This is a genomic window from Paralteromonas sediminis (assembly GCF_003820355.1).
In the GTDB taxonomy this organism is placed as follows: domain Bacteria; phylum Pseudomonadota; class Gammaproteobacteria; order Enterobacterales; family Alteromonadaceae; genus Alteromonas_F; species Alteromonas_F sediminis.
Genome location: NZ_RPOK01000001.1, coordinates 961,517 through 981,593, shown reverse-complemented (window position 1 = coordinate 981,593; position 20,077 = coordinate 961,517). Strand labels below are relative to the sequence as shown.

General features: G+C 44.5%; 22 protein-coding genes and 6 tRNA genes. 8 read left to right on the top strand and 20 right to left on the bottom strand.

The features are described from left to right. Positions 1-198 precede the first annotated feature (198 nt). Positions 199-756 (top strand): DUF7010 family protein, encoded by a 558-nt coding sequence (locus DRW07_RS04470; RefSeq protein WP_240630501.1) that lies wholly within the window; start codon positions 199-201, stop codon positions 754-756. A gap of 7 nt (positions 757-763) precedes the next feature. Here DRW07_RS04470 and DRW07_RS04465 read toward each other — a convergent pair whose 3' ends face one another. The 3 genes from DRW07_RS04465 to DRW07_RS04455 form a co-directional block, all read right to left on the bottom strand. After that, positions 764-1,186, bottom strand: a complete 423-nt coding sequence (locus DRW07_RS04465) for a MarR family winged helix-turn-helix transcriptional regulator (RefSeq protein WP_124026656.1) — start codon at positions 1,184-1,186, stop codon at positions 764-766. 155 nt (positions 1,187-1,341) lie between these two features. Then, positions 1,342-1,418 (bottom strand) — tRNA-Met (locus DRW07_RS04460). Positions 1,419-1,620: 202 nt separating this feature from the next. Then, a complete protein-coding gene (locus DRW07_RS04455; RefSeq protein WP_124026655.1) occupies positions 1,621-1,920 on the bottom strand; it encodes a 4a-hydroxytetrahydrobiopterin dehydratase in 300 nt (99 codons plus the stop codon). Positions 1,921-2,155: 235 nt separating this feature from the next. Here DRW07_RS04455 and DRW07_RS04450 point away from each other — a divergent pair, with 235 nt between their 5' ends. From DRW07_RS04450 to DRW07_RS04440, 3 genes are all read left to right on the top strand, one after another. Continuing rightward, a complete protein-coding gene (locus tag DRW07_RS04450) occupies positions 2,156-2,551 on the top strand; it encodes a DUF3718 domain-containing protein (protein WP_124026654.1) in 396 nt (131 codons plus the stop codon). A 256-nt stretch (positions 2,552-2,807) separates the two neighbouring features. Beyond that, positions 2,808-3,203, top strand: a complete 396-nt coding sequence (locus DRW07_RS04445) for a DUF3718 domain-containing protein (protein ID WP_124026653.1) — start codon at positions 2,808-2,810, stop codon at positions 3,201-3,203. Between the two features lie 144 nt (positions 3,204-3,347). Next, a complete protein-coding gene (locus DRW07_RS04440; RefSeq protein WP_124026652.1) occupies positions 3,348-3,566 on the top strand; it encodes a hypothetical protein in 219 nt (72 codons plus the stop codon). 8 nt (positions 3,567-3,574) lie between these two features. Here DRW07_RS04440 and DRW07_RS04435 read toward each other — a convergent pair whose 3' ends face one another. The 13 genes from DRW07_RS04435 to DRW07_RS04375 form a co-directional block, all read right to left on the bottom strand. Beyond that, on the bottom strand, positions 3,575-4,249 hold the full coding sequence (locus tag DRW07_RS04435; RefSeq protein WP_124026651.1) for a histidine phosphatase family protein: 675 nt from the start codon (positions 4,247-4,249) through the stop codon (positions 3,575-3,577). Between the two features lie 11 nt (positions 4,250-4,260). Further along, on the bottom strand, positions 4,261-4,755 hold the full coding sequence (locus DRW07_RS04430) for a GNAT family N-acetyltransferase (RefSeq protein ID WP_124026650.1): 495 nt from the start codon (positions 4,753-4,755) through the stop codon (positions 4,261-4,263). A gap of 99 nt (positions 4,756-4,854) precedes the next feature. Next, the gene (locus DRW07_RS04425; RefSeq protein WP_124026649.1) at positions 4,855-6,141 is read right to left on the bottom strand and encodes an amidohydrolase family protein; all 1,287 of its coding nucleotides are present in this window, start codon (positions 6,139-6,141) and stop codon (positions 4,855-4,857) included. After that, positions 6,138-7,571, bottom strand: a complete 1,434-nt coding sequence (locus tag DRW07_RS04420) for an amidohydrolase (protein ID WP_124026648.1) — start codon at positions 7,569-7,571, stop codon at positions 6,138-6,140. The genes DRW07_RS04425 and DRW07_RS04420 overlap by 4 nt, the downstream gene beginning before the upstream one ends. A gap of 89 nt (positions 7,572-7,660) precedes the next feature. After that, positions 7,661-8,614 carry a tRNA-dihydrouridine synthase gene (locus DRW07_RS04415; RefSeq protein WP_124026647.1) on the bottom strand — a complete coding sequence of 318 codons (954 nt, stop codon included), beginning with the start codon at positions 8,612-8,614 and terminating at the stop codon, positions 7,661-7,663. A gap of 10 nt (positions 8,615-8,624) precedes the next feature. Next, on the bottom strand, positions 8,625-8,810 hold the full coding sequence (locus tag DRW07_RS04410; RefSeq protein WP_124026646.1) for a DUF1289 domain-containing protein: 186 nt from the start codon (positions 8,808-8,810) through the stop codon (positions 8,625-8,627). After that, complete coding sequence (locus DRW07_RS04405) at positions 8,810-9,727, bottom strand: M14 family metallopeptidase (protein ID WP_124026645.1); 918 nt, start codon at positions 9,725-9,727, stop codon at positions 8,810-8,812. The genes DRW07_RS04410 and DRW07_RS04405 overlap by 1 nt, the downstream gene beginning before the upstream one ends. Positions 9,728-9,839: 112 nt before the next feature. Continuing rightward, positions 9,840-9,915, bottom strand: a tRNA-Glu gene (locus DRW07_RS04400). 19 nt (positions 9,916-9,934) lie between these two features. Further along, positions 9,935-10,010 (bottom strand) — tRNA-Glu (locus tag DRW07_RS04395). Positions 10,011-10,045: 35 nt separating this feature from the next. Further along, positions 10,046-10,121 (bottom strand) — tRNA-Ala (locus DRW07_RS04390). Positions 10,122-10,186: 65 nt separating this feature from the next. Continuing rightward, positions 10,187-11,596, bottom strand: coding sequence for a glutamate--tRNA ligase (gene gltX / locus DRW07_RS04385; RefSeq protein WP_124026644.1), 1,410 nt, complete (start codon positions 11,594-11,596; stop codon positions 10,187-10,189). A gap of 82 nt (positions 11,597-11,678) precedes the next feature. Beyond that, entirely contained in the window at positions 11,679-13,034 is a 1,356-nt protein-coding gene (locus DRW07_RS04380) for a DUF1501 domain-containing protein (RefSeq protein WP_124026643.1), read from the bottom strand. A gap of 11 nt (positions 13,035-13,045) precedes the next feature. Beyond that, positions 13,046-14,743: a DUF1800 domain-containing protein gene (locus tag DRW07_RS04375; RefSeq protein WP_165870396.1), complete on the bottom strand. Its 1,698-nt coding sequence runs from the start codon at positions 14,741-14,743 to the stop codon at positions 13,046-13,048. Positions 14,744-14,913: 170 nt separating this feature from the next. Here DRW07_RS04375 and DRW07_RS04370 point away from each other — a divergent pair. Both DRW07_RS04370 and DRW07_RS04365 read left to right on the top strand, forming a co-directional pair. Continuing rightward, positions 14,914-14,989, top strand: a tRNA-Val gene (locus tag DRW07_RS04370). A 22-nt stretch (positions 14,990-15,011) separates the two neighbouring features. Further along, positions 15,012-15,087: transfer RNA gene (locus tag DRW07_RS04365), tRNA-Val, on the top strand. Between the two features lie 205 nt (positions 15,088-15,292). Here the strand turns inward: DRW07_RS04365 and DRW07_RS04360 are convergent. The 3 genes from DRW07_RS04360 to DRW07_RS04350 form a co-directional block, all read right to left on the bottom strand. Beyond that, a complete protein-coding gene (locus DRW07_RS04360; protein ID WP_124026641.1) occupies positions 15,293-15,508 on the bottom strand; it encodes a hypothetical protein in 216 nt (71 codons plus the stop codon). 44 nt (positions 15,509-15,552) lie between these two features. After that, on the bottom strand, positions 15,553-15,723 hold the full coding sequence (locus DRW07_RS18255; RefSeq protein WP_165870395.1) for a hypothetical protein: 171 nt from the start codon (positions 15,721-15,723) through the stop codon (positions 15,553-15,555). 282 nt (positions 15,724-16,005) lie between these two features. Further along, positions 16,006-17,679, bottom strand: coding sequence for an ATP-binding protein (locus DRW07_RS04350; RefSeq protein ID WP_124026640.1), 1,674 nt, complete (start codon positions 17,677-17,679; stop codon positions 16,006-16,008). Between the two features lie 258 nt (positions 17,680-17,937). Between DRW07_RS04350 and DRW07_RS04345 the strand changes: the two genes are divergently transcribed. After that, on the top strand, positions 17,938-18,327 hold the full coding sequence (locus tag DRW07_RS04345) for a hypothetical protein (protein ID WP_124026639.1): 390 nt from the start codon (positions 17,938-17,940) through the stop codon (positions 18,325-18,327). A 30-nt stretch (positions 18,328-18,357) separates the two neighbouring features. On the opposite strand, the gene DRW07_RS04340 is transcribed toward DRW07_RS04345, so the two are convergent. Beyond that, on the bottom strand, positions 18,358-18,990 hold the full coding sequence (locus DRW07_RS04340) for a response regulator transcription factor (protein ID WP_124026638.1): 633 nt from the start codon (positions 18,988-18,990) through the stop codon (positions 18,358-18,360). Positions 18,991-19,098: 108 nt separating this feature from the next. Between DRW07_RS04340 and DRW07_RS04335 the strand changes: the two genes are divergently transcribed. Then, positions 19,099-19,878 (top strand): hypothetical protein, encoded by a 780-nt coding sequence (locus tag DRW07_RS04335; protein WP_124026637.1) that lies wholly within the window; start codon positions 19,099-19,101, stop codon positions 19,876-19,878. The last annotated feature ends 199 nt before the right edge of the window (positions 19,879-20,077 follow it).

Sequence of the window (20,077 nt, the reverse complement as noted above, 5' to 3'; positions counted from 1 at the left end):
GAGTCGCATAATACGAGTTAACCGCACGGCGTCTCCCTATCAATGACAAAAGGGATGATATTAATGATGAACAACAAAATTAGCCTCATGATGGCCTGAGCGATATGTGACATTTGTCACTCAACATCAGTGACAACGCACACTGAAAAATCGCTCCCTTTTTTTGCATACTCACTAATGTCAAATCACGAGGAACTGATGATGCAATCACTAGACGCACAAAGAGAACTATTCAAACAACGTCGATTTCTTGCCATGCCCTTGGCCGGCGCTGTGATATGGGCAATCATTGGCATGGTTGCCATGTTTGCTTCAGAAACAGTCATTATTTGGAGTATCTGGATTGGCTGTGGCTCAATTTTTTATCTTGGGATGGTTATTGCCAAGCTTACCGGAGAAGATTTCTTTGGCAAAAAAGCGCAAAAAAACGCTTTTGATGGATTATTCATGGCTGGAGTAGTAATGAGTTTATTGGTTTTTGCTATTGCAATGCCTGTTGCAGCCATCGACCACAAAACAATCCCTCTGACTGTTGGCATTTTAGCCGGTCTTATGTGGATGCCGTTGTCGTGGATCATTCAACACTGGGTTGGTTACTTCCACAGTATAGCAAGAACATTGGGCATAGTGATGCTTTGGTTGCTTGTACCCGAACATATCTACACCCTTATCCCGCTATGGATTGTGCTGGTCTATTCCATCTGTATCATAGTGATGGAACGAAGATATAAAACGCTTAAAGCGACATTGGATTAAAGGCGTCTCATATTGACTGTAGTACAGTCAGCAAACTGTCAGCTTGCGTTGCATCTAAGTTTTTAAGTAAAGATGCCGACTTTGCATTCAAGGTCGTGGTTGCATGTTCAAAAAGCGTTTTACCTGACGGGGTAATTTTGACCAGGCTGACTCTTGCATCCCTCTCATTTACGTCTTTTGACACCAGACCAATTTTCTCCATTGGCGTAAGAATTCGAGTAATACCCGATGCTGTTCTCGCTAATGACTCGGCAATATCAACTCGCCTTAGTGCATAGTTTGGTGCCGACATCAGGCTTTGTAGCACCATATATTCGGTTAAACCAACACCATGCACCGCAGACAAGCTATTGTCCAAATGCTTTGAAACAATAGCCGAGTTAAGCCACAGGCACTTTGCAATTTCACCATATTTTATTTCATCGCTCACTTTAATCACTCCACATATACTTGATTAATGAAGTATATATAAAGTACCTTGCAACGCAAGTTCTTTTTTACTTCTTCAGATCTACCCAAAAAATAATGAAAGCTTGGACTGGATTTTAGATACAAAAAAGCCCTGATAAATCAGGGCTTAATATGTGGTTGCGGGAGCTGGATTTGAACCAACGACCTTCGGGTTATGAGCCCGACGAGCTACCAGACTGCTCCATCCCGCGTCTGAACTGGTTTGAGCGTAGTTGGCTTGCTTTCGCTGCCTGCTCAAGTGGGGCGTATTATACATAGGCGCATTGGCGACGCAAGTGCAAAAGAAAGAAAAATCGCCTTTTTTGACACTTTTTTGAATGAACTACTATCAAACGATTAAACAAGCACCAGTTTGTTTATAAAACACACAAGCAGCAGAGCATATAACGTTTGTTACCCTTTGTTCATCACCTCGGCCAACTTGAAATCACGCTCAGAAATACCGCCAGCATCGTGAGTAGTCAAATACACCTCTACCCTATTATATACATTGAACCACTCTGGGTGATGATCCTGCTTTTCTGCCCATATTGCCATTTTTGTCATCCAAGAAAAGGCTGATGAGAAATCATCGAACTTGAACAGCCTGTATAACTTGCCCTCTTTTAATTGCCAGTGTTTGTCTGAATCGACTTTGCTGTTTAAGGTTGTTAGTGCCTGTTCTAATGCTTCGTTAGATAAAGCGTTAATCATGATGAACTCCCTATTCATTTGGTTCTATGCCGACTAGTTTTCAATACATACCGAGGCGCAAAAAAGTTTTCCATAAGACACTAAATCCAGCTTTTGATATGAAACCCAATACCTACGTATTAGTCACACTGTTTTCTCTCAGGTCAACATCACATTAAATACACCCATCAACGAGAAACATTTCGTTGTCCAAAAAATTATACGCATCCTATTACTTATCGAAGAGAGTTTAACCATGTTGAAAATAGTTAAAGCTTCACTAATCATTTCCGCGGCTAGCGTTGGTTTTGCAATGCCAGCTCAAGCAGACATCAACGAGGCGCTTGCCAATATTTGCACCATTGTACAAGCCGATGACAAAGGTGAACTCCGCAAAAAAATGCGGACTGTCCAATCAGATTACAAGATGAAATTGCGTGATTACTACGACGGTATTACCTGCAATGGTAACAGTCTCATTCGTACTGCCTTATTAAGTAATGCAGTTGAAACTGGCACCCTTATGGTAAAGAAGATGCCAAGCAGAACGCTCGGTGAGCCAGAAAATGATGGCAAGACCCTTTCAGCTTGGATACAAGAACAAGGATTAGACGGTAACGCTATAGCGTCTGCTTTGCAGGAACGTTTATAAGTTACTACATGACCAGTTCAACATGGTCGCAGAGGAAACTCTGCACTCCGGCGGCTCTTTTGAGCCGCTTTTCTTTTTGGAAAAGCAAATAAAAATGGGGTCAGAGTAAGGCGTTGAACTCACCATCTCACCTTATTTCTGTCTACTTATTAACCAGCATACCTTTGTATGATTCATACACTATTACCAGACGTAGAATACTGGTTTAATCCGCGCCGTCGAAATAGCAGACGCTTTCTTACTTTGAGGAAATACCATGTTGAAATTATCTAAAGCTGCCATTCTAGTATCTGTCGTGACTGTGGGGTTCACCTTACCTGCGAAAGCAGATGTGTCAGAGGCCTTAGCCAATATATGTACTATTGTAAAAGCCGACGATAAAGCAGAGCTACGTAAGAAGTTACGTACCATGCAATCAGACTACAACATGAAGTTGCGCGACTACTACAGTGGTATTACCTGTGACGGTAATAGCCTAATTCGCACAGCACTGCTCAACAACGCGGTTGAAACGGGTTCGTTAATGATCAAAAAGATGCCTGGTAGTGCACTTCAAGCCCCTGAACAAGATGGCAAGACGTTGACGGTATGGATTGAGGAAAAAGGGCTTCAGAGCAACCCAATCGTATCTCAACTCAACGAAAGAATTTAATTAGGTATTAGAAAAAATACCTAGGTATCAAGGAAACAGACGCAAAAGATTTTCTTCGTACCTATACTTTAATTGAACAAACAAACTGGCTGACAAATACTTGGGATAGGACGCCCAAGGTCAGCATCCTAACCGAGATTGAAAATGAAAACGTTACTGTCTTTAGCTCTTACTCTTACCTTAGCGACCGCGCCAGCGTTTGCGTCAGTGCAGAATGATAGCCAAAAGTCGAAGAAGAAAGTCAATACTTCTCTTCGCGTTATCATGCAGCAAAAATCGCTTCAGTCCGATACCCGTCGGTCTGCTATTGAACAGCGTTCACTGCTTAACAGAAAACTCCCTTATATGCGGACTCAAGCTTAACAATCTCGCTAGCTATAGGTAATGGCTTCTCTACGAGCAGCAGTTTCCATATAGCTAGTGCTATTAAACAACGATAAGCTAGCCTGCCCTTTTCCAAAGAAACACTCACTCACAGACGCATTTTTCATTTGCAGATTTAACGCAATTGCGGTTTTGTCCGGCGCATGCAGTACACTTTGTAACACGAGCGATATCGCACCTCCCGAACTGACAACCAGGATATTTTTATATTCGCTGTTCAGTAAATCATGCAATGCAGCGTGTGTACGTGTTTTAAAATCAAGCCAAGACTCTGACAATAGTGCGCCATCCAGTTCATCTTGTTGCCAGGCATACATTGCTTTCTTCAAAATGCGATAGTATTCACGGGGCGGAGTGTCTGCCTGGGGCGTTAACGAAGGGTGTTTTTTCAGATACGCCTTAACCACTTCCACAAAGGCGAATTCATTTAATCGTGGGTCTGTGTCAACAGCTTTGACCTCAGGAAAGCTACCCATAATACAATCAGCGGACTGTTGATGGCGCTTTAACGTTCCTCTCACAACATGATCAAAGTGTTTACCGCTGTCTTTAAAGTATTCCCCTAACCATACACATTGTTGTTGGCCCAATGGGCTCAATTGATCATAATCAGCACTGCCAAACGATGCCTGACCGTGGCGTACCAATGTCAAGGTTGCCATTTTTTATTCCTTTAAAGGTATTTTTGCCAAAACTGAGCGGGGCCAGCTTCTGGGTCAAGAGTATAGGGTGCAAAGCCAAACTTTTTATACGACTCACACGCATTATAATTATCAGACAACACTTCAAGCGTTATTTTAACGCATCCGCGCGCTTCGGCTTCTTGTTGCACTGCGGCTAACAATTGATGACTGATCCCTCTCCCGCGGTAGTCTTTGTGAACTACTAGGTCATGCACATTCACCAGTGGTTTACAGGCAAACGTTGAGAAACCTTCTATAACATTTGCCAAGCCAACTGGTATATCGCCACAGAATGCCAGCACAGAAAAGGTAAACGAACGAGAGGACAACGCAGAAATTAGGTTGTCTTTTACGTAATCAGAAAGGGGCTCTCCTCCCCCCATGGGATCCCGGGCATAATGGTCAAGAAGTGCCAGTACATGCTCTGCATCACAGGCGTCATTATAGTCTGCGATGCGTGTTGTTATTGTTTGTTCAGTTTGCATTATCTAGCCTATGTTTTAAGGTCTGCCGCAAAACTTACCAACAAGCCTGAAAAAAGAAAAGCCTCTTATTTAAGAGGCTTAATGTGAATAACAAGGAAGTTATCGAATATAGTGAGGCGTTGTGCCATTGGCTCCATAGAAAGCTTTATAGCGCTTCATCAGCTTATCCTGGCGTGATGTCATTTCAATCATCTTGCCGTTGATAATGACCTGCTCCGCACTTTCAGTCACTTCAAGCGGATCGCCGCTCCAAATCACCACATCAGCTTGTTTACCCGCTTCCAGTGAACCAAGTTTACCGTCAACACCTAACATGGTCGCGGGGTTAATGGTTAGTGCTGCAAGTCCTTGCTCATGACTCAAACCATGAGATACCGCGTTACCGGCGTGCTGTGTCGCCAAACGAATATTATGTGTGTTCATCCCAATAGCGACCTTACCCCCTGCGGATTCGAGTTTTGCAGCATTGCGCAAAGTAGCACCTAGTTGTTCAAAGTTACCAGGAAGATTACTTTCTGGGTCAAGTACAACACTAATATTTGCAGCTACCAATTCCTCTGCGACTCGCCACGCCTCGACACCGCCGACCAAGGTTACTTTCAAGCCTTCATTTCGTGCTTTAAAGCGAATGACCTGTCTAATATCAGCAGCACTATCGGCATAAATAAATAGTGGCATAGCACCTTTGAGCACTTCCTGTAAAACTTTCACATCGGCTTTTGACGTAATACCGTGCCAAGAGTCTGCGTACCTGAACATTGGAGACTGTCCTTTGATAGCGGCCTCTTTGGCTTCATTAAACGCAGTTTCTATGGCAACCCATAAAGCGGCTTTACTGCCACCGTTAGCCTGTGCGGCAGCGCCTGTTACTTTCAGTACCATAAACGCATTAGGCGCAAGAATCGGATCGCCATTGGGATCCAAAGAAATCACAGCGCCTTGACCGTGAAAAAGTTGGCCACTCGATTGAATAGCAGTCGCTGCAGACGTTACCCCTTCTAACCTGGAAACGCCGACCACTGTCGCATCAGTGTTTATTGCGTAACTAACATCCAAAGCGGCGCCTGTTTTTGATACCGCATGGTCATCAACAGAGGAATGTACAGGCCCTGCAGACATAGACACTTCAACCAGTCCAAGTGATGTCATTGCACCAATCAAACCCGGAGTAACAACTTTCCCGCTCGCATCAATGCGCTGGTAGCCTGAGGGTATATCTGTTGACTGCGAAACGGCTTCAATCTGGCCGTTGTTTATCAGAACAGTCCCTTGCTCAAGCACGCCCATTTCACCCATGGTATGCACCTGACCTCCCACGATGGCCAGTTTTTCAGCATTCACCATAGCGCTTGCCAACAGTGACAGTAGTACTAATGCATATTTCATTTGCCTTCTCCTTCAACTGTTTGGCCTAACTCAAAATCACTCACCGGCCAGGTATCAGGTTTGTTCAAATCAAATGCCAAACCACCGTCAATAAATACTTTCTCCGCTTTGGTATAGGTGGAGAATGGGTCGCCATTCCACAATACCAGGTCAGCTTGCTTACCCGTTTCGATAGAACCTGTCTTATCAAACACACCTAGAGATTTCGCAGGGTTTGCGCTTAGCCAGATCCAGGCTTCTTCTTTACTAATATCAAATCCGGCTCTTACGCCATCTGACCAGGCTTTAGCGGCTTCCTGATTGAGTCGCTGAATACCAATTTTACTATCTGAGTGCACAATCGCACAGGCACCGGCATTGTGTACCATAGGAATATTTTCTCGAATACCGTCGTAGGCTTCCATTTTAAAGCCCCACCAGTCAGCCCACATGGCTGAACATACATTGTTTTCAGCCAGTTTATCGGCAATTTTGTAGGCCTCAACGGCGTGATGGAAGGTACCTATCTGATAACCAAATTCTTTCATCACGTCCATCATGACTACCATTTCGTCGGCGCGATAACAATGCATGTGCACTAGAATATCACCGCTTAGAATACCTGCTAGGCTGTCCATATTCAGATCGCGCTTGGGCGGCTTAGGTGATTTACCCTGAGCCACTTCCTGCTCATACTTATCCCAGGCGCGTTTGTAGTCCAGTGCATTGGCAAACGCCTGACGATACCCAGCCACGTTGCCCATTCTCGTCATCGGGCCGCCTTTTTGTCCATAGACGCGTTTGGGGTTTTCACCACACGCCATTTTGACCCCGTAAGGCGCATCAGGAAACTTCATATCCTGCATGGTACGGCTAGGAAGGTTTTTCAGCACTACCGAGCGACCGCCAAACAAGTTTGCACTACCTGGTAAGATTTGTAATGACGTAACACCGCCGGCTAAAGCTTTAGCAAATCCTGGATCCTGAGGCCACACAGAGTGCTCAGCCCATACTTTAGCAGTGACAGGACTTGTCATCTCGTTTCCGTCTGAATGAGAGCGCGTTGAGGGTGCGGGATATACCCCTAAATGACTGTGGTTATCGATAATGCCTGGTGTTAACCACTTGCCTTTTCCATCAATGACCTGTGCCCCACTGGGGATCGTCAATGATTCACCCACGGCCTGGATGACACCGTCTGCGAAATACACCATGCCGTTTTCAATTTTCCCACCTACTCCGTCAATAACGGTCACGTTAGTAATAATGGTAGGTTTACCCGGTATCGGCTTATAAGTACTGGGATAGGGATCTTTATTAATGACACTGGAAACTGTGTCGCTATTGTTGTTATCTGGATTTGTTTTATTGCTGTTGGCCGTGGCCGTGCACCCTGATAACAGGGCTGCACATCCCAACGCAGCCAAAGACTGTTTGAATGTGAATTTCATGTGTTTCCGTCGTTGTTGTTGTTATTAACATCTTGGTTACGAATCGATGATAATAAAGCTCACATTTTAGAACTACAACCCAAATGCGATTAAGCTGCATGGATTGGCGTGCAATGACGGGCTAACACTTCCACGATTTGGCTGGCTTCTCTGAGTTGTCTGATGGAATTAAAGAGTGTTTCAGCCTCTGGGTATTGGCGTTTTAGGTAGCCACACCATTGCTTGATGCGGTTGGGGTAGTAACGCCCCTTATCGCCGTAGATTTCATAGCCGGAATAGTCGATGAGTAGCTGAGCAACCTCTGACCATTTCATGGGTTGGCTATCAACACCACGTATCCATTTAGCGAGGTTGGGAAGCGCTAATGCGCCCCTTCCCAACATAATATTCGTGCAGCTAGATTGTTGCTGGCAACGCTGAGCGTCGCTTGCAGACCAAATTTCACCATTGGCAATAATCGGTGTATCAACGTGCTCGCGTACTTTGGCAATCCAGTCCCAATAGGCCGGTGGTTTATAGCCCTCGACTTTTGTTCTGGCATGTATGGCAATTTCACTTACCCCGGCCGCTTCAAGCGCCGCAGCATTTTCCAGCGCCAGTGACTTGTCTTCAAAACCCAAACGCATTTTTGCTGTAACGGGTAATTCACTCGGAACCGCCTCACGCACAGCTTTTACGATGGCATAGAGAATGTCAGGCGTCTGCAACAAAACCGCACCGCCTTTGCTTTTATTCACGGTTTTAGCCGGACAACCAAAGTTTAGGTCGACACCGGGCGAACCTAACTCAACAGCTTGCTGAGCATTTTCTGCCAGCCACTGGGGATGTTGACCTAAAAGCTGTACACGGACGGGCACACCCGAGGGGGTTTTTGCCCCTTGTTTGAGCTCAGGACACAGCCGGTAATAAACCTTTTTGGGTAACTTGGCTTCCACCACACGTACGAACTCAGTCACGCACAAATCATAGCCGCCAACTCGTGTCAGCATATCGCGCATCAGGTGGTCAACCACACCTTCCATAGGGGCAAGCACTATTTTCATCACAAAAAGCTTATGACGCGTCTGAAAATAAAACCGGCGGCCGGTTGCTCTCGCGGATCTTCGCACGACTTAAGATTGCCTGTTTTTCAATTTGAGAAGCATGATGCCAACTGACGATTTCATCAATGCTTCGATTGCAACCTACACACACATCCTGGTCGTCTAATGTGCACAAGCGAATACAGGGTGATTCCATCAAACTCCCCTTTCCAAAGCAAAGTCCACAGCCGCTTTTATCGCAGCAACCTGAGCATCTATACAATTTTTGGCATCGGTTCTGGGACTGTCAGGGTAAACTTCAGTAGTAGTTACAAAACGTGCATTTGTCATGCCCGCACATAAATTCAACGCTTTTTTATCATAGCCAATCACGCCCTGATACAAAATTGGCGCTCCGATTATGTTGCCTTTGTCGTCAGCATCAGCAATATGAGTAACCTGCTCTACGGCTTTAATTATGGCTTTTTGAAAATCAATTTCAGGCGCTTGTGAATCAGCCACTAAATAAAATCCATCGGGAATTTGCCACACAGCTTGTTCAACTGCATCTCTGGCTGATAGCGCGGGTCTAAATTCTGAGTTGTCCGTGTCTGTGGTTTCATGCAGGTCTATATGCATAATAGGTTCGACACTTAATGCCTTCACATACTGCAACGCTGCTTTGGCTTCAAAGGAGTCAGACTCTGCCGTGAAGCTGCGATTCGGGTCAACAGCATTCGCGCCCCAACGGTTTATGGTTTCGTAGCCCCAAGGGCTAATACACGGCAGTATAATAAGGTTAACCAGGTGGCTATAGGCTTGTGCATGGTTTAACGCAAAATCTAGAGCACCTTGCACACCGCTGGTTTCGTAACCATGTACGCCGCCGGTAATCAACATATAAGGTAATGCTGGATCGGGATTAACCGGCGTGATGGCCATGAGCGGATAACGCTCAGTATCTATGGGTAACGCGCCGTATTGCTCACTTTTGAATACGCTTGGAAGAAAAGGCAGTTTATGAAGTACCTCATCCTGGTAAGTGCGCTTGATCGACTGCATTTCAAACCACTGTTTTTTTTCATCGTCGCTCCAAGGGATGCCCGGTCGACCAATAGGATAGTGTGTTGTCATGATTCCTCTCTGTGCGCGTTCAGTAAAATAGCGTCTATTAAACAATCAATACGTAAGAATGGGCAAGTAAGACATAAAAAAGCCCCGCTCTTTCGAGCAGGGCTTTCCTATTTGGCGTCCCCTAGGGGATTCGAACCCCTGTTACCGCCGTGAAAGGGCGGTGTCCTAGGCCTCTAGACGAAGGGGACAAAAACTTTGCCGAGAACTTGGCGTCCCCTAGGGGATTCGAACCCCTGTTACCGCCGTGAAAGGGCGGTGTCCTAGGCCTCTAGACGAAGGGGACAAAGTTTTTGTCAACAAACATACGTTACACATTCCTGGTGGAGCCAGGCGGGATCGAACCGCCGACCTCTTGCATGCCATGCAAGCGCTCTCCCAGCTGAGCTATGGCCCCGTATGTCTGTTCTGTGACAGCGGGGCGCATGATAGGCATGTGGCCTAAATCTGTCAACGCTTTTTTTAAGAATTTTCTCTGTTTGCTATAAAGTTGAGCGCTTTGTCTATTCTCTCGCCAACTTTAGTTTGCTCCAACAACGCTAATGTTATATCAAGTGACGGAGAATTTCCTCCTCCACTCACAGCAACACGCAAAGGCATCCCCACTTTACCCATGCCAACGCCCAATTTATCGGCAGTTTCATTAATCGCAGACTGAATTGCAGGTGCTGACCAGTCATCAATGGCCAGTAGCGCCTCTTTCACCGCCACTAGGGCGTCTTTCGCCACAGGACGCAGGTGCTTTTTCGCCGCTTTTTCATCAAAGGCTTCGTATTCCTGATAGAAATAGCCGCTTATCTCAGCCATTTCTTTAAGAGTCTTAACACGCTCAGCCTGAATCTCAATCACCTGCTCAAGGGCGGGACCCTTTGTGGTATCAATGCCAAGTTGGTCAAAATGCCATTTTGCATGCTCAGCCACTTCCGAAGCAGGCAATGACTTCATGTAATGCTGATTTAACCATACTAGTTTTTCAGTATTAAACGCGGAGGCAGACTGTCCGATAGCATCTAATGAAAACAGCTCAATCATCTCTTCTACAGAAAATACTTCCTGGTCGCCATGGGACCAGCCCAAGCGCACTAAATAGTTTAGTAATGCCTGAGGCAGGTATCCGTCATCGCGATATTGCATAACACTTACTGCACCATGACGTTTGGAGAGCTTTTTGCCGTCGTCACCCAATATCATAGACACGTGCGCATATTCAGGAATGGGCGCACCCAGTGCTTTCAGAATATTAATCTGACGCGGCGTGTTATTAATGTGGTCCTCACCGCGCACTACGTGAGTAATACCCATATCCCAGTCATCAACAACTACACAGAAGTTGTACGTAGGTGTGCCGTCTGAACGCGCGATAATCAAATCATCCAGTTCTGTATTGCTGATGGTAATTTCGCCGCGCACATGGTCTTTTATCACCACCTCACCCTCTAGCGGGTTTTTGAACCGGATAACAAAAGGCTTACCTTCTGGATGATCAGTCCTGTCACGCCACGTGCCAGGATAACGCGGCTTTTCGCCTTTTTCCTTTTGTGCTTCTCGAATGCTGTCTAGCTCATCAGCAGGCATAAAGCACTTGTACGCTTTACCTTCAGCTAAGAGCTTATCAATCACTTCTTTATAACGGTCGAAGCGTTCTGTTTGATAAACAGGACCCACATCAGCATCTAATCCCAGCCATGCCATGCCTTCTAATATGGCCTGTTTTGCTTCTTCGGTAGAGCGTTCAATGTCTGTGTCTTCAACACGTAATACAAATTTTCCGCCTTGGCTTTTAGCATAGAGCCAGGAGTATAAGGCCGTGCGCGCACCGCCAACGTGAAGATAGCCGGTTGGGCTGGGAGCAAATCGAGTAACAACAGACATGATTTTTACCTAGAAAATGAATAAGGCGCGCATTCTACCCCATGGCTACAGCGTGCCTCAAGCAAGTTACCGACAATCTGCACTACACAAATAGCTGCAACGCATTTTCGTCAAATCGGGACAGGTGTGGAAATACCGCATTTAGCTCGGATGACGTTAGCCCGAACCAAGCAGACAGGGCTGCGCCCATTTGCTCTATGGAGAGCTTAGGGATCATCCTGCCGTCTTCAAGATCGTCCTCAGAATTAAGTGCGAGTTCTGAAAGTGAGCCAAATATGTCGCCACCTTTAATGCCTCCCCCCATAATAATTTGATGCCCTGCCCACCCGTGATCAGTCCCATCACCGTTGCTTGTTAGCGTTCGGCCAAACTCAGATAGGGTAAAGGTTGTCACTTGCTCTGCGAGATTTCTTTGTTCAAGATCAGCCTGAAAGGCAGCGAGTCCTTCACCAAGCTGCGCTAACAACTGAGGGTGCAATTCAGCTTGATTATCGTGGGTATCCCAACCGCCTAGGCCAACGAAATAGATTTGTCTGGACTGTCCGAGAGCTGGCTGGCTTTCAATTAGACGCGCCACCATCTGCAGCTGACCAGATAAAGGATTGTTAACCGGGTAAATCACTTGGCTTTCTGGCACGGGAGACAAGGCGTCTATCACTCTTTGATTATTGGTTGCCGCCCTGACCACTTGGTTGGCATAGGCTCTGCCCAGTGGATGGCTAACATCATCCAGTAGTCTCTGGAACGCCATCACTCGTTGGCTATTCCAAGATTTTTGCGGGTCAAGCGCAGCAAAGTTTTCAGGCCCAGACTGGTCAACAGAAAAAGGCTGGAAAAGCGTGCCCGCCTGAAACAGGTTATTGCCAAACATCGTCATGTTCATCGGCAGTGAATCATTTTGGTCCCCCAACAAATCAGCAATTCGCCCTCCCCAGCCTGTTGTAGCCTGCGTGTCCATGATTGACGACTGCCACAAACTTTGCTGATCGTTATGAGAAAACAACTGCGGCGGACGCAAGGCGTCACTTTCCCGCAGTTGCTGCTTTGAAGCTGGCTCTATCATGGGACCAATGTTAGCAATAATGGACAACTTCTTTTGTTCAAAAAGTTGTTGTAACGCACTAGCCTGCGCCGGCATGCCTACGCGGTAACTGTTCGTTGATACTGGATTCAAAGGCAAGAGCGCATCACGTGCGTAAGCCAGGTTTTGTCTGACACCTTGGTACGTAGCGTATTCAGCGGTATCCGTAGGCACCAGCATATTGTATGAATCGTTGCCGCCATATAAAAATACGCAAACCAGAGCCTTGTTATCTTCAAAGCGTGCGCTACTCTGTGCCATCACTTTTTGTGCAAATGTTAAGTTTATACCCACACCGGCAGCAGTAGTCGTGACGGCACCTTTTATAAAGTTGGATAAAAAACGTCTGCGATCCATACTCTTATCTCCTACTTTTGAACGGCATATTGAGGCGACGCCAGTACCAAAAACACCAGGTTTGCTACTCGGTCTTCAGGTTTCCAGGTTTCGGTTTCGGCTAATACGTCAAGCAGAGCCTCCTGCATACCTGCAGACATATCTCCGTTTAAAAACAGCAAAGCAAGGTGGTCAAGCAGTGTCTGGGGCGAATCCAGCATTGCGATTTCTTCGGTGTAATCGATAACGAGTTGGTCGGGTTCAGGGTCTTCAACTGAGTGGGACCACAAAGCGGTATAAGCAAAATAATTCGTTGCTCTCACCACATAAGTTTCGGTCATAATTTGCAACTCAGGGGCGACTAAATTGTTGTCACTCAGCTCGCCTGGTGTGGAATAAGACGGCGAAAAGAAGTTGAACACACTGGGCGCTGATTGGGGAGCCTGATTAACAAAATAATCGGGATAGCCAAGGTCAATTTGACCGTCTTCTTGTGTTGCATCCAAAGCGCGCATCATATGCGCAATTTTTATCAGCGGCTCTCGAAGTTTCCCAAACGATTCATCGGGCGTATCCAATGAGCGCGCCTCTTCATCAAGCAGAATAGCCGTAATTACTGCCTTCATGTCACCCCTTACCCCCAACCCATTGTCATCAAACGCCGCGGCGACTCGCGCGATATAGCCAGCTGAAGGGTTACTGGTCACAAGTTTCTGAATGAGCTGTTTGCCGATAAAAGGGCCAATATTGGGATGCAAAAACAAGGAATCCAATGCCATGGCCAAATCATCCTGAGCGGTTTGGTTGGCCGGTACAATAACGTCAGACAGCAAGGTTTTCTCTGCCTTATCGTGATATGCCTCAACAGGCGTCATAGGCGATTCAGTGTCGTAGTTTAACCACCACCTATACCAGGTTTCCTCGGTAGTTGGCGCAAAGTGCCAGCCGGTAAAAACATGGGCATAATGTTCTATGGTTGACTGGTCATACGTGGGAATTGGAGCATTATCAATGCCGCGCTTGATCGTGCCATCCTGGTTCAATTCAACCAAGCCAATGCTAAATAGCTGCATTAGCTCCCTGGCGTAGTTTTCATCGGGTCGAATATTGCGCTCAGTGTCGGGCTTTTCATTACCCAGCATACTTAAGTACATGCCCATTGCCGGCGACAAAGTAACGTCTTCCAATAAGTCGCGAAAATTACCAAATGCACCGCTGACAAGCACATCATAGTACGTCACCATGCCGTAATGGTCGTTGCCAAAGCTACTCCTGTCTGACACCACCATAATTTGGCTCAATGCAAACGCCACACGTTGGCGCAGCTGATCCTGAGCGTAAACCGCAGATTGCCACCAGGCGTTCACTCTGTGATGACGATATAATTCTTCGTCATCTTTTGTTTCGTCTATCATTTCTAGCGTGTCGACAGCCGAGGTTACCGGCAACGCAAATTGTTGTGATATCCAACTTTCAACACCTATTTCTACCACTGTCTCTATGTCAGTTAACCTAGCCCCAAAAGTAGCCTGATTGAGTAATCTGGCTGCGTCACGCTGTTTTTCTTCAAGTGTAGGTTCTGGTTCAGGTGGGGGCGGAGGAGGTGGTGGTGGAGTTGTAGGTATGGGGGCTGGCTCAGAGGGCGTGGTAGAAGAATCGCTGCTACCGCCGCCGCAAGCAGCAATTGTTACTGCACCTAAAGCAAGAATAATTAGCTTCCACTTAGCCATTAGCATATTCCCAGTGTTCATTTTTTAACGTTATTAGTGTAGTTTGCCATCAAAACGAACACAATTTAGCCATTCAAACAAAGGTGTGAAAATAGGTGTTGACAGTCGTTGTTAGCTCTCTATAATACGCCACCACTTAGCCGCTACAACGCAACGTAGCAATAAGTCGTGGACGCTTAGCTCAGTTGGGAGAGCATCGCCCTTACAAGGCGAGGGTCACTGGTTCAAGCCCAGTAGCGTCCACCAATCTTTAAATAGCATCTTATACGGACGCTTAGCTCAGTTGGGAGAGCATCGCCCTTACAAGGCGAGGGTCACTGGTTCAAGCCCAGTAGCGTCCACCACCTCTTTGTTAAAAATCTCTGAACATAAAACAAGTCGCACTGGTCAATTACTTCGTAACGAGCCGGCAGCAGCGTCCACCACTTCTTTGTTATAAATCTTCGGACATAAAACAAGTCGCACTGGTCAATTACTTCGTAACGAGCCGGCAGCAGCGTCCACCACTTCTTCGTTATAAATCTTCGGACATAAAACAAGTCGCACTGGTCAATTACTTCGTAACGAGCCAGCAGCAGCGTCCACCACTTCTTTTTTCTCGTGAGTCGATTTGATTGCAGAGAATATTAAAAAGAGCAAACCTGTTTGAAATTCTTGCAAAAAAGTGGTCCGTTCGGCGTCTGCGAAAAATAGCGAGTAAAGCGCATTTGTAGAGAACAATCCGGCGGCCAGTAATGCCCACCAAGATATAGGTTTAGTTTTCATTTTTCACTGTCCATATGCAGAGCCGGTAACTCCGGCCCCGTTATTTATCTATTCCAAAGATGATTGCTATTTGTGTTTCCGTATTGGTCATAAATAGCATCGTTCGCATTTGACACCTCAGCAAAGAACTTTCCTAACTCATAAAAAAATCCTGCCCCTGACACCGCATCAATTTCCTCTGCACTTAACGTGACTGCTGATTTTCCTTTATCCATGTTAACGAAACTCCCTATTATCTGTGCTCTGTAAAGCCTTTGTAAAATTCGTATGCCGCATCAGCGATAGCAATGCCTATTGCAATTTGGCTCCAGTAGCCCCCCGGAAACATGCTCCATTTCTTCAGTTGTAATTTCAGTAATCATTTAAAATATCCTTTTTTAACAGTAAGACCCAATAGAGGTCATAACCAGTGTAGAAGTTTTGTAAAAAGAGGAAACTGTACAATGTGATGGATTTGCATAGATAACTTTCACATTGCGTACCTAGGATCAACCCATTCATATTTTTTGTAGTCTCAGTTTTTTCATAATAGCAGCTCTTAACATCGCTGGCTTTATGGGCTTGTGAAGAACGAAGATCCCGTCATTTTCAATTGTAATTAGGTCTGTTGTAGCCGTATCGCCAGTTAACATTATTGTTTCGAAAGTATAATTCAGTTCGCTTTGCAGTATTTTGATAGCATCTAGCCCTTTCATGCTGCCGGAAAGTCTGTTGTCTATAATTAATAAATCAAATTTAATTCCATTAGTTATAACACTGCTTCTAAATTGACTAAATTCACCTGAGCAATGTGATTTGCATCCCCACTGTGCTAACAAGGTTGCTAGGTTTTGTCGAATAGCTTCATCATTTTCGAGAACAGCAACAACCTTACCTCTCAGTAGGTTTATATTAAAAGGTAACGCATCGCTTACTGGCAATGTTTCAGTGCGCTTTCCTGCTGGAACATTAACTCTGAATTCGCTTCCCCTGTTAAGAGATGTGGTAAATTCAAGTGGCCAATGCTGCTGAACACAAATTTTCTTTACAATGGAGAGACCAAGACCAAGCCCATTACTTTGATCTCTTTGTGTATTTTCAACCTGGAAGAATTCATCATAAATATGGTCCCAGCAATGAGAAGGTATACCTACCCCAGTATCAGTTACAGCAATAAAGATTCTGTCATTTTGTTGCCTAACCTGAATTGTCACACTTCCAGATTCGGTATATTTCAAGGCATTCGTAAATAAGTTTTCGATAACTCTACGCAATAACAGTCCATCAACATAAGCAAAGCAATCTTCGACATCAAACTGCACCTCTATCATAGGCTTTTCTATTATGAGTTGGTGGTAATCGCTCTTTAGTGCATGCATGAATTTTTGCAGAGAAATGTTTTCTGATTTTGAAACCATACTATTTGCATCTAACTTGGACACATCCAAAAGCGCATTGAGCAAGTTAGACATATTTTCCATGCTCTTATCTAAACTTGTAATGTGCTTTGTAATATTTTTGTTCAAATTTCCATAATTTTTTAAAGCCTCAAGAAGAAAAATAGAGGCTTGAAGAGGTTGTCTGATATCGTGACTTGCCGTAGCAATAAACTTAGATTTCGCAAGGTTAGCCTGCTCTGACTGTTTATATGCTCGTTGCACTTCGACCTGTAATCCAATAGATAATAACAGTGTTTTATAAAGATCCCAGCCATAAATGAGTAACGTGCCCCATAAAAAAGGCGTCATAAATAATAATAATTCACTTCCTTCAATGGTTAACTGTTTGACCTTGAAACCCAACGCCATAAGAGGCATCGACATGTATATAAAATAGGCCAGTGGGTAATGACACATAGCCGGTGCTGGTACCGATACCATCGCGATTAGAAGTATTATCATTACACAGAGATAGAGAATTGGCGCATCATGAGTAAATATAAAAATAGGCAAAGACCACACACCTCCCCAGAGAAGCGACATGATAAAAATTGAAATTTTCCATCCAGTAAAATCTAGTAGGTTTTTTTTAAAAAAATAAACGCCATAATGTGAAGCGCTGGTAATGACCAAGAGTAGGTTCAAGGACAACCAAATAAATGGGGCATCTGGTGATGCAAAAGGCCTAAAGAGAAAATATACGATCACAGCAGTTAAACAACCTACAATTAAGTGAGGGCTGGTTAGTCTCATGAACGTTTCAAGCCTTATCCGATCAACCTCGCGATCTTTCTCTGATGTGGACGATAAATAGGTAGTATTAATGGGATCGCAACTCAAAAAAATTTCCTAAAAGCTCTGCTATTTTTTCCATGATGGTTATTTTTAAATACTATGAAACATGAATAGGTATGCAATGAAAAAAGGTTGGTACTTAAGTATCAAAAAAATACATTCAAGCACATTGTATGGTCCAATTTCATTGTATTTAAACCAACCTTAGGTCTTTACATGAAATCTAACCAACTTTTACAACTTATCGTTCTCGTGTTTTTTTTAAGTGCTTGTAACAGCGGTCAAAGCGAAACTGTTAGCATAGCAGAATCAGCATTAGCTGATTTGCAAGAAGGCAGAAGCTTGCTTGCAAGTGTTCAATCAGAGAAAGATGCCGAAGCAATAGAACAAGATATTCAGACTCTGGCAAACAGCTATAGTAACGCAATTAAAGCGCTAAACTCGGACGAAGCCAAAACACCAGATGTTGCTCAGAAGCTAGCGCAAATCACACCTAAAATTGCTAGTGAGTACCAAGGATTGATTTTAGAACTAAACTCTTTGCAAAGTAGAAACCCAAAAGCTGCCCAAATATTATTGGATGAGTTAAAAGGGTTCAAGTCATAAGATATCGGGGGGGGGTTGTTGTTACAAGTGTTATAGCAATCCCATATCACTGCATTTTTGCACACACGATACCCGATTTTTAACATTTAAGATTTTGAATATAGTCTGCAGATGCGACTTGACCGTTCGTTCACTAATGAAGAGAACATTTCCTATCTGTTCATTTGTCAGCCCTCTTTTTACCATATTAAGAATTTCGAGCTGGCGTTCAGTTAATACTGTTTGAGTATTGTCTAAGCTAAACTTGCCCACTTGATTAAGGCGCTCTTTCAAGTTACTCGAAATATAAATCTCTCCTCTCATGACGTTGTCTATTGCCATGACTACTTCTTCAATGTTTGCGTTCTTCGATATAATACCCACAACGCCCAAACTAAGCGCTTGCTCAAAGATTGCTAAGTCGTTGTTTGCCGTCATTAGAATCACAGGCACTACAAGTGCCCGTGCATCCATGGCCCGCAGGAAAGAAATGCCATCAAGCCCCGGCATGCAAAAATCCAAAATTAGCAGGTCAAATGATTCTTTTTGAATTTTTTTGAGTGCAGCAAGTGGCTCAGCTATTGCTTGAACCTCAATCTCTCGCATTTTTGTTTGTAATGCCACGGAGAGACCGTTGGTAAATATAGGATGATCGTCAATAGAAAGAATACGGATGTTCGGCATGTAGTATACGTAACACTAAAGTACTAAATTTAAACACTGTCCTAATCATATCGATAATAATTTGCTTTTCAAATACTAGTTAACAATAGAATCATTCAGGACATTCAAATGAAATTGAATAAAGCATCACTCATTCTTCTTGGCACTGCAGTAATTGGCTCGGGTGCAGCTAATGCGCAATTCTTCGATAAGCTAAAAGACAAAGCAGCACAAGCTATCAACTCTAAAGCAAAAGAGGAAAAGCAATCAGTGAGTGAACAGGCACAAAATGCTGCTGTCAGTGCAACAACACCTGAGTTGGGCGAGCCGTCTGAAGAACTGCGCTCATTTACTTCTTGCATAGGCATAAATATTGAAAATGTAATGGTCGGAAACTTAGGTGACTACACATTCAAAAAGGGGTTCAGTAACGAGGAACGCTCGGGTTTTATTAACCGCAGACCAGGCGAAGTAAAGCACGGTTGTATACTTCCTTCTTTACAGACTAGAGAAGTGCTGTATTTTGAAGTTGATGAGAGCGCATACAAAGCTGAGGGTGGGACTTGGGAGATGCAATGTGTTAAATCTGCAAATCCAGGTGCCGGCGCGATTGATGAAGTAAGAGACCAATACCCTTCAAATCCTAATTACCTCAGTGATTCACACATGTTCTTGCACTGTGGCCACGGCGAAAGCAACGTTGAAAATTGTGCTGAAGGTTCTAATAGTGATCGCGCTTCCGCTTATTCATCCGACCTTAAGAAACGGGGCAAAACTGCGCTCAGCTTCTTCGCAGCACCAGGATTTAATGCGCCTAAAACAGGAGAAAAACTTTACTGTCAGTACTATAACAGTAAGGTCGGAAAGTCTTTGTTTGCTTTTGAGTATTTACGCGTTAAAGGTCATTAATGACATCTTCTATGTCGGTAATAAAATCTCAAACTTCAAATTAAGGTTTGGAGTTTGAGGTTGTACTATCAACTAACAACAAATTATGTAACCACTTTAAAAACACCACATTACTTTTAATTGATTGATTCCAATATATTTTTCTGATTTTTATCCAATATAAATAACTGCATGATAGAAATCACAACGTTGTTAGTAG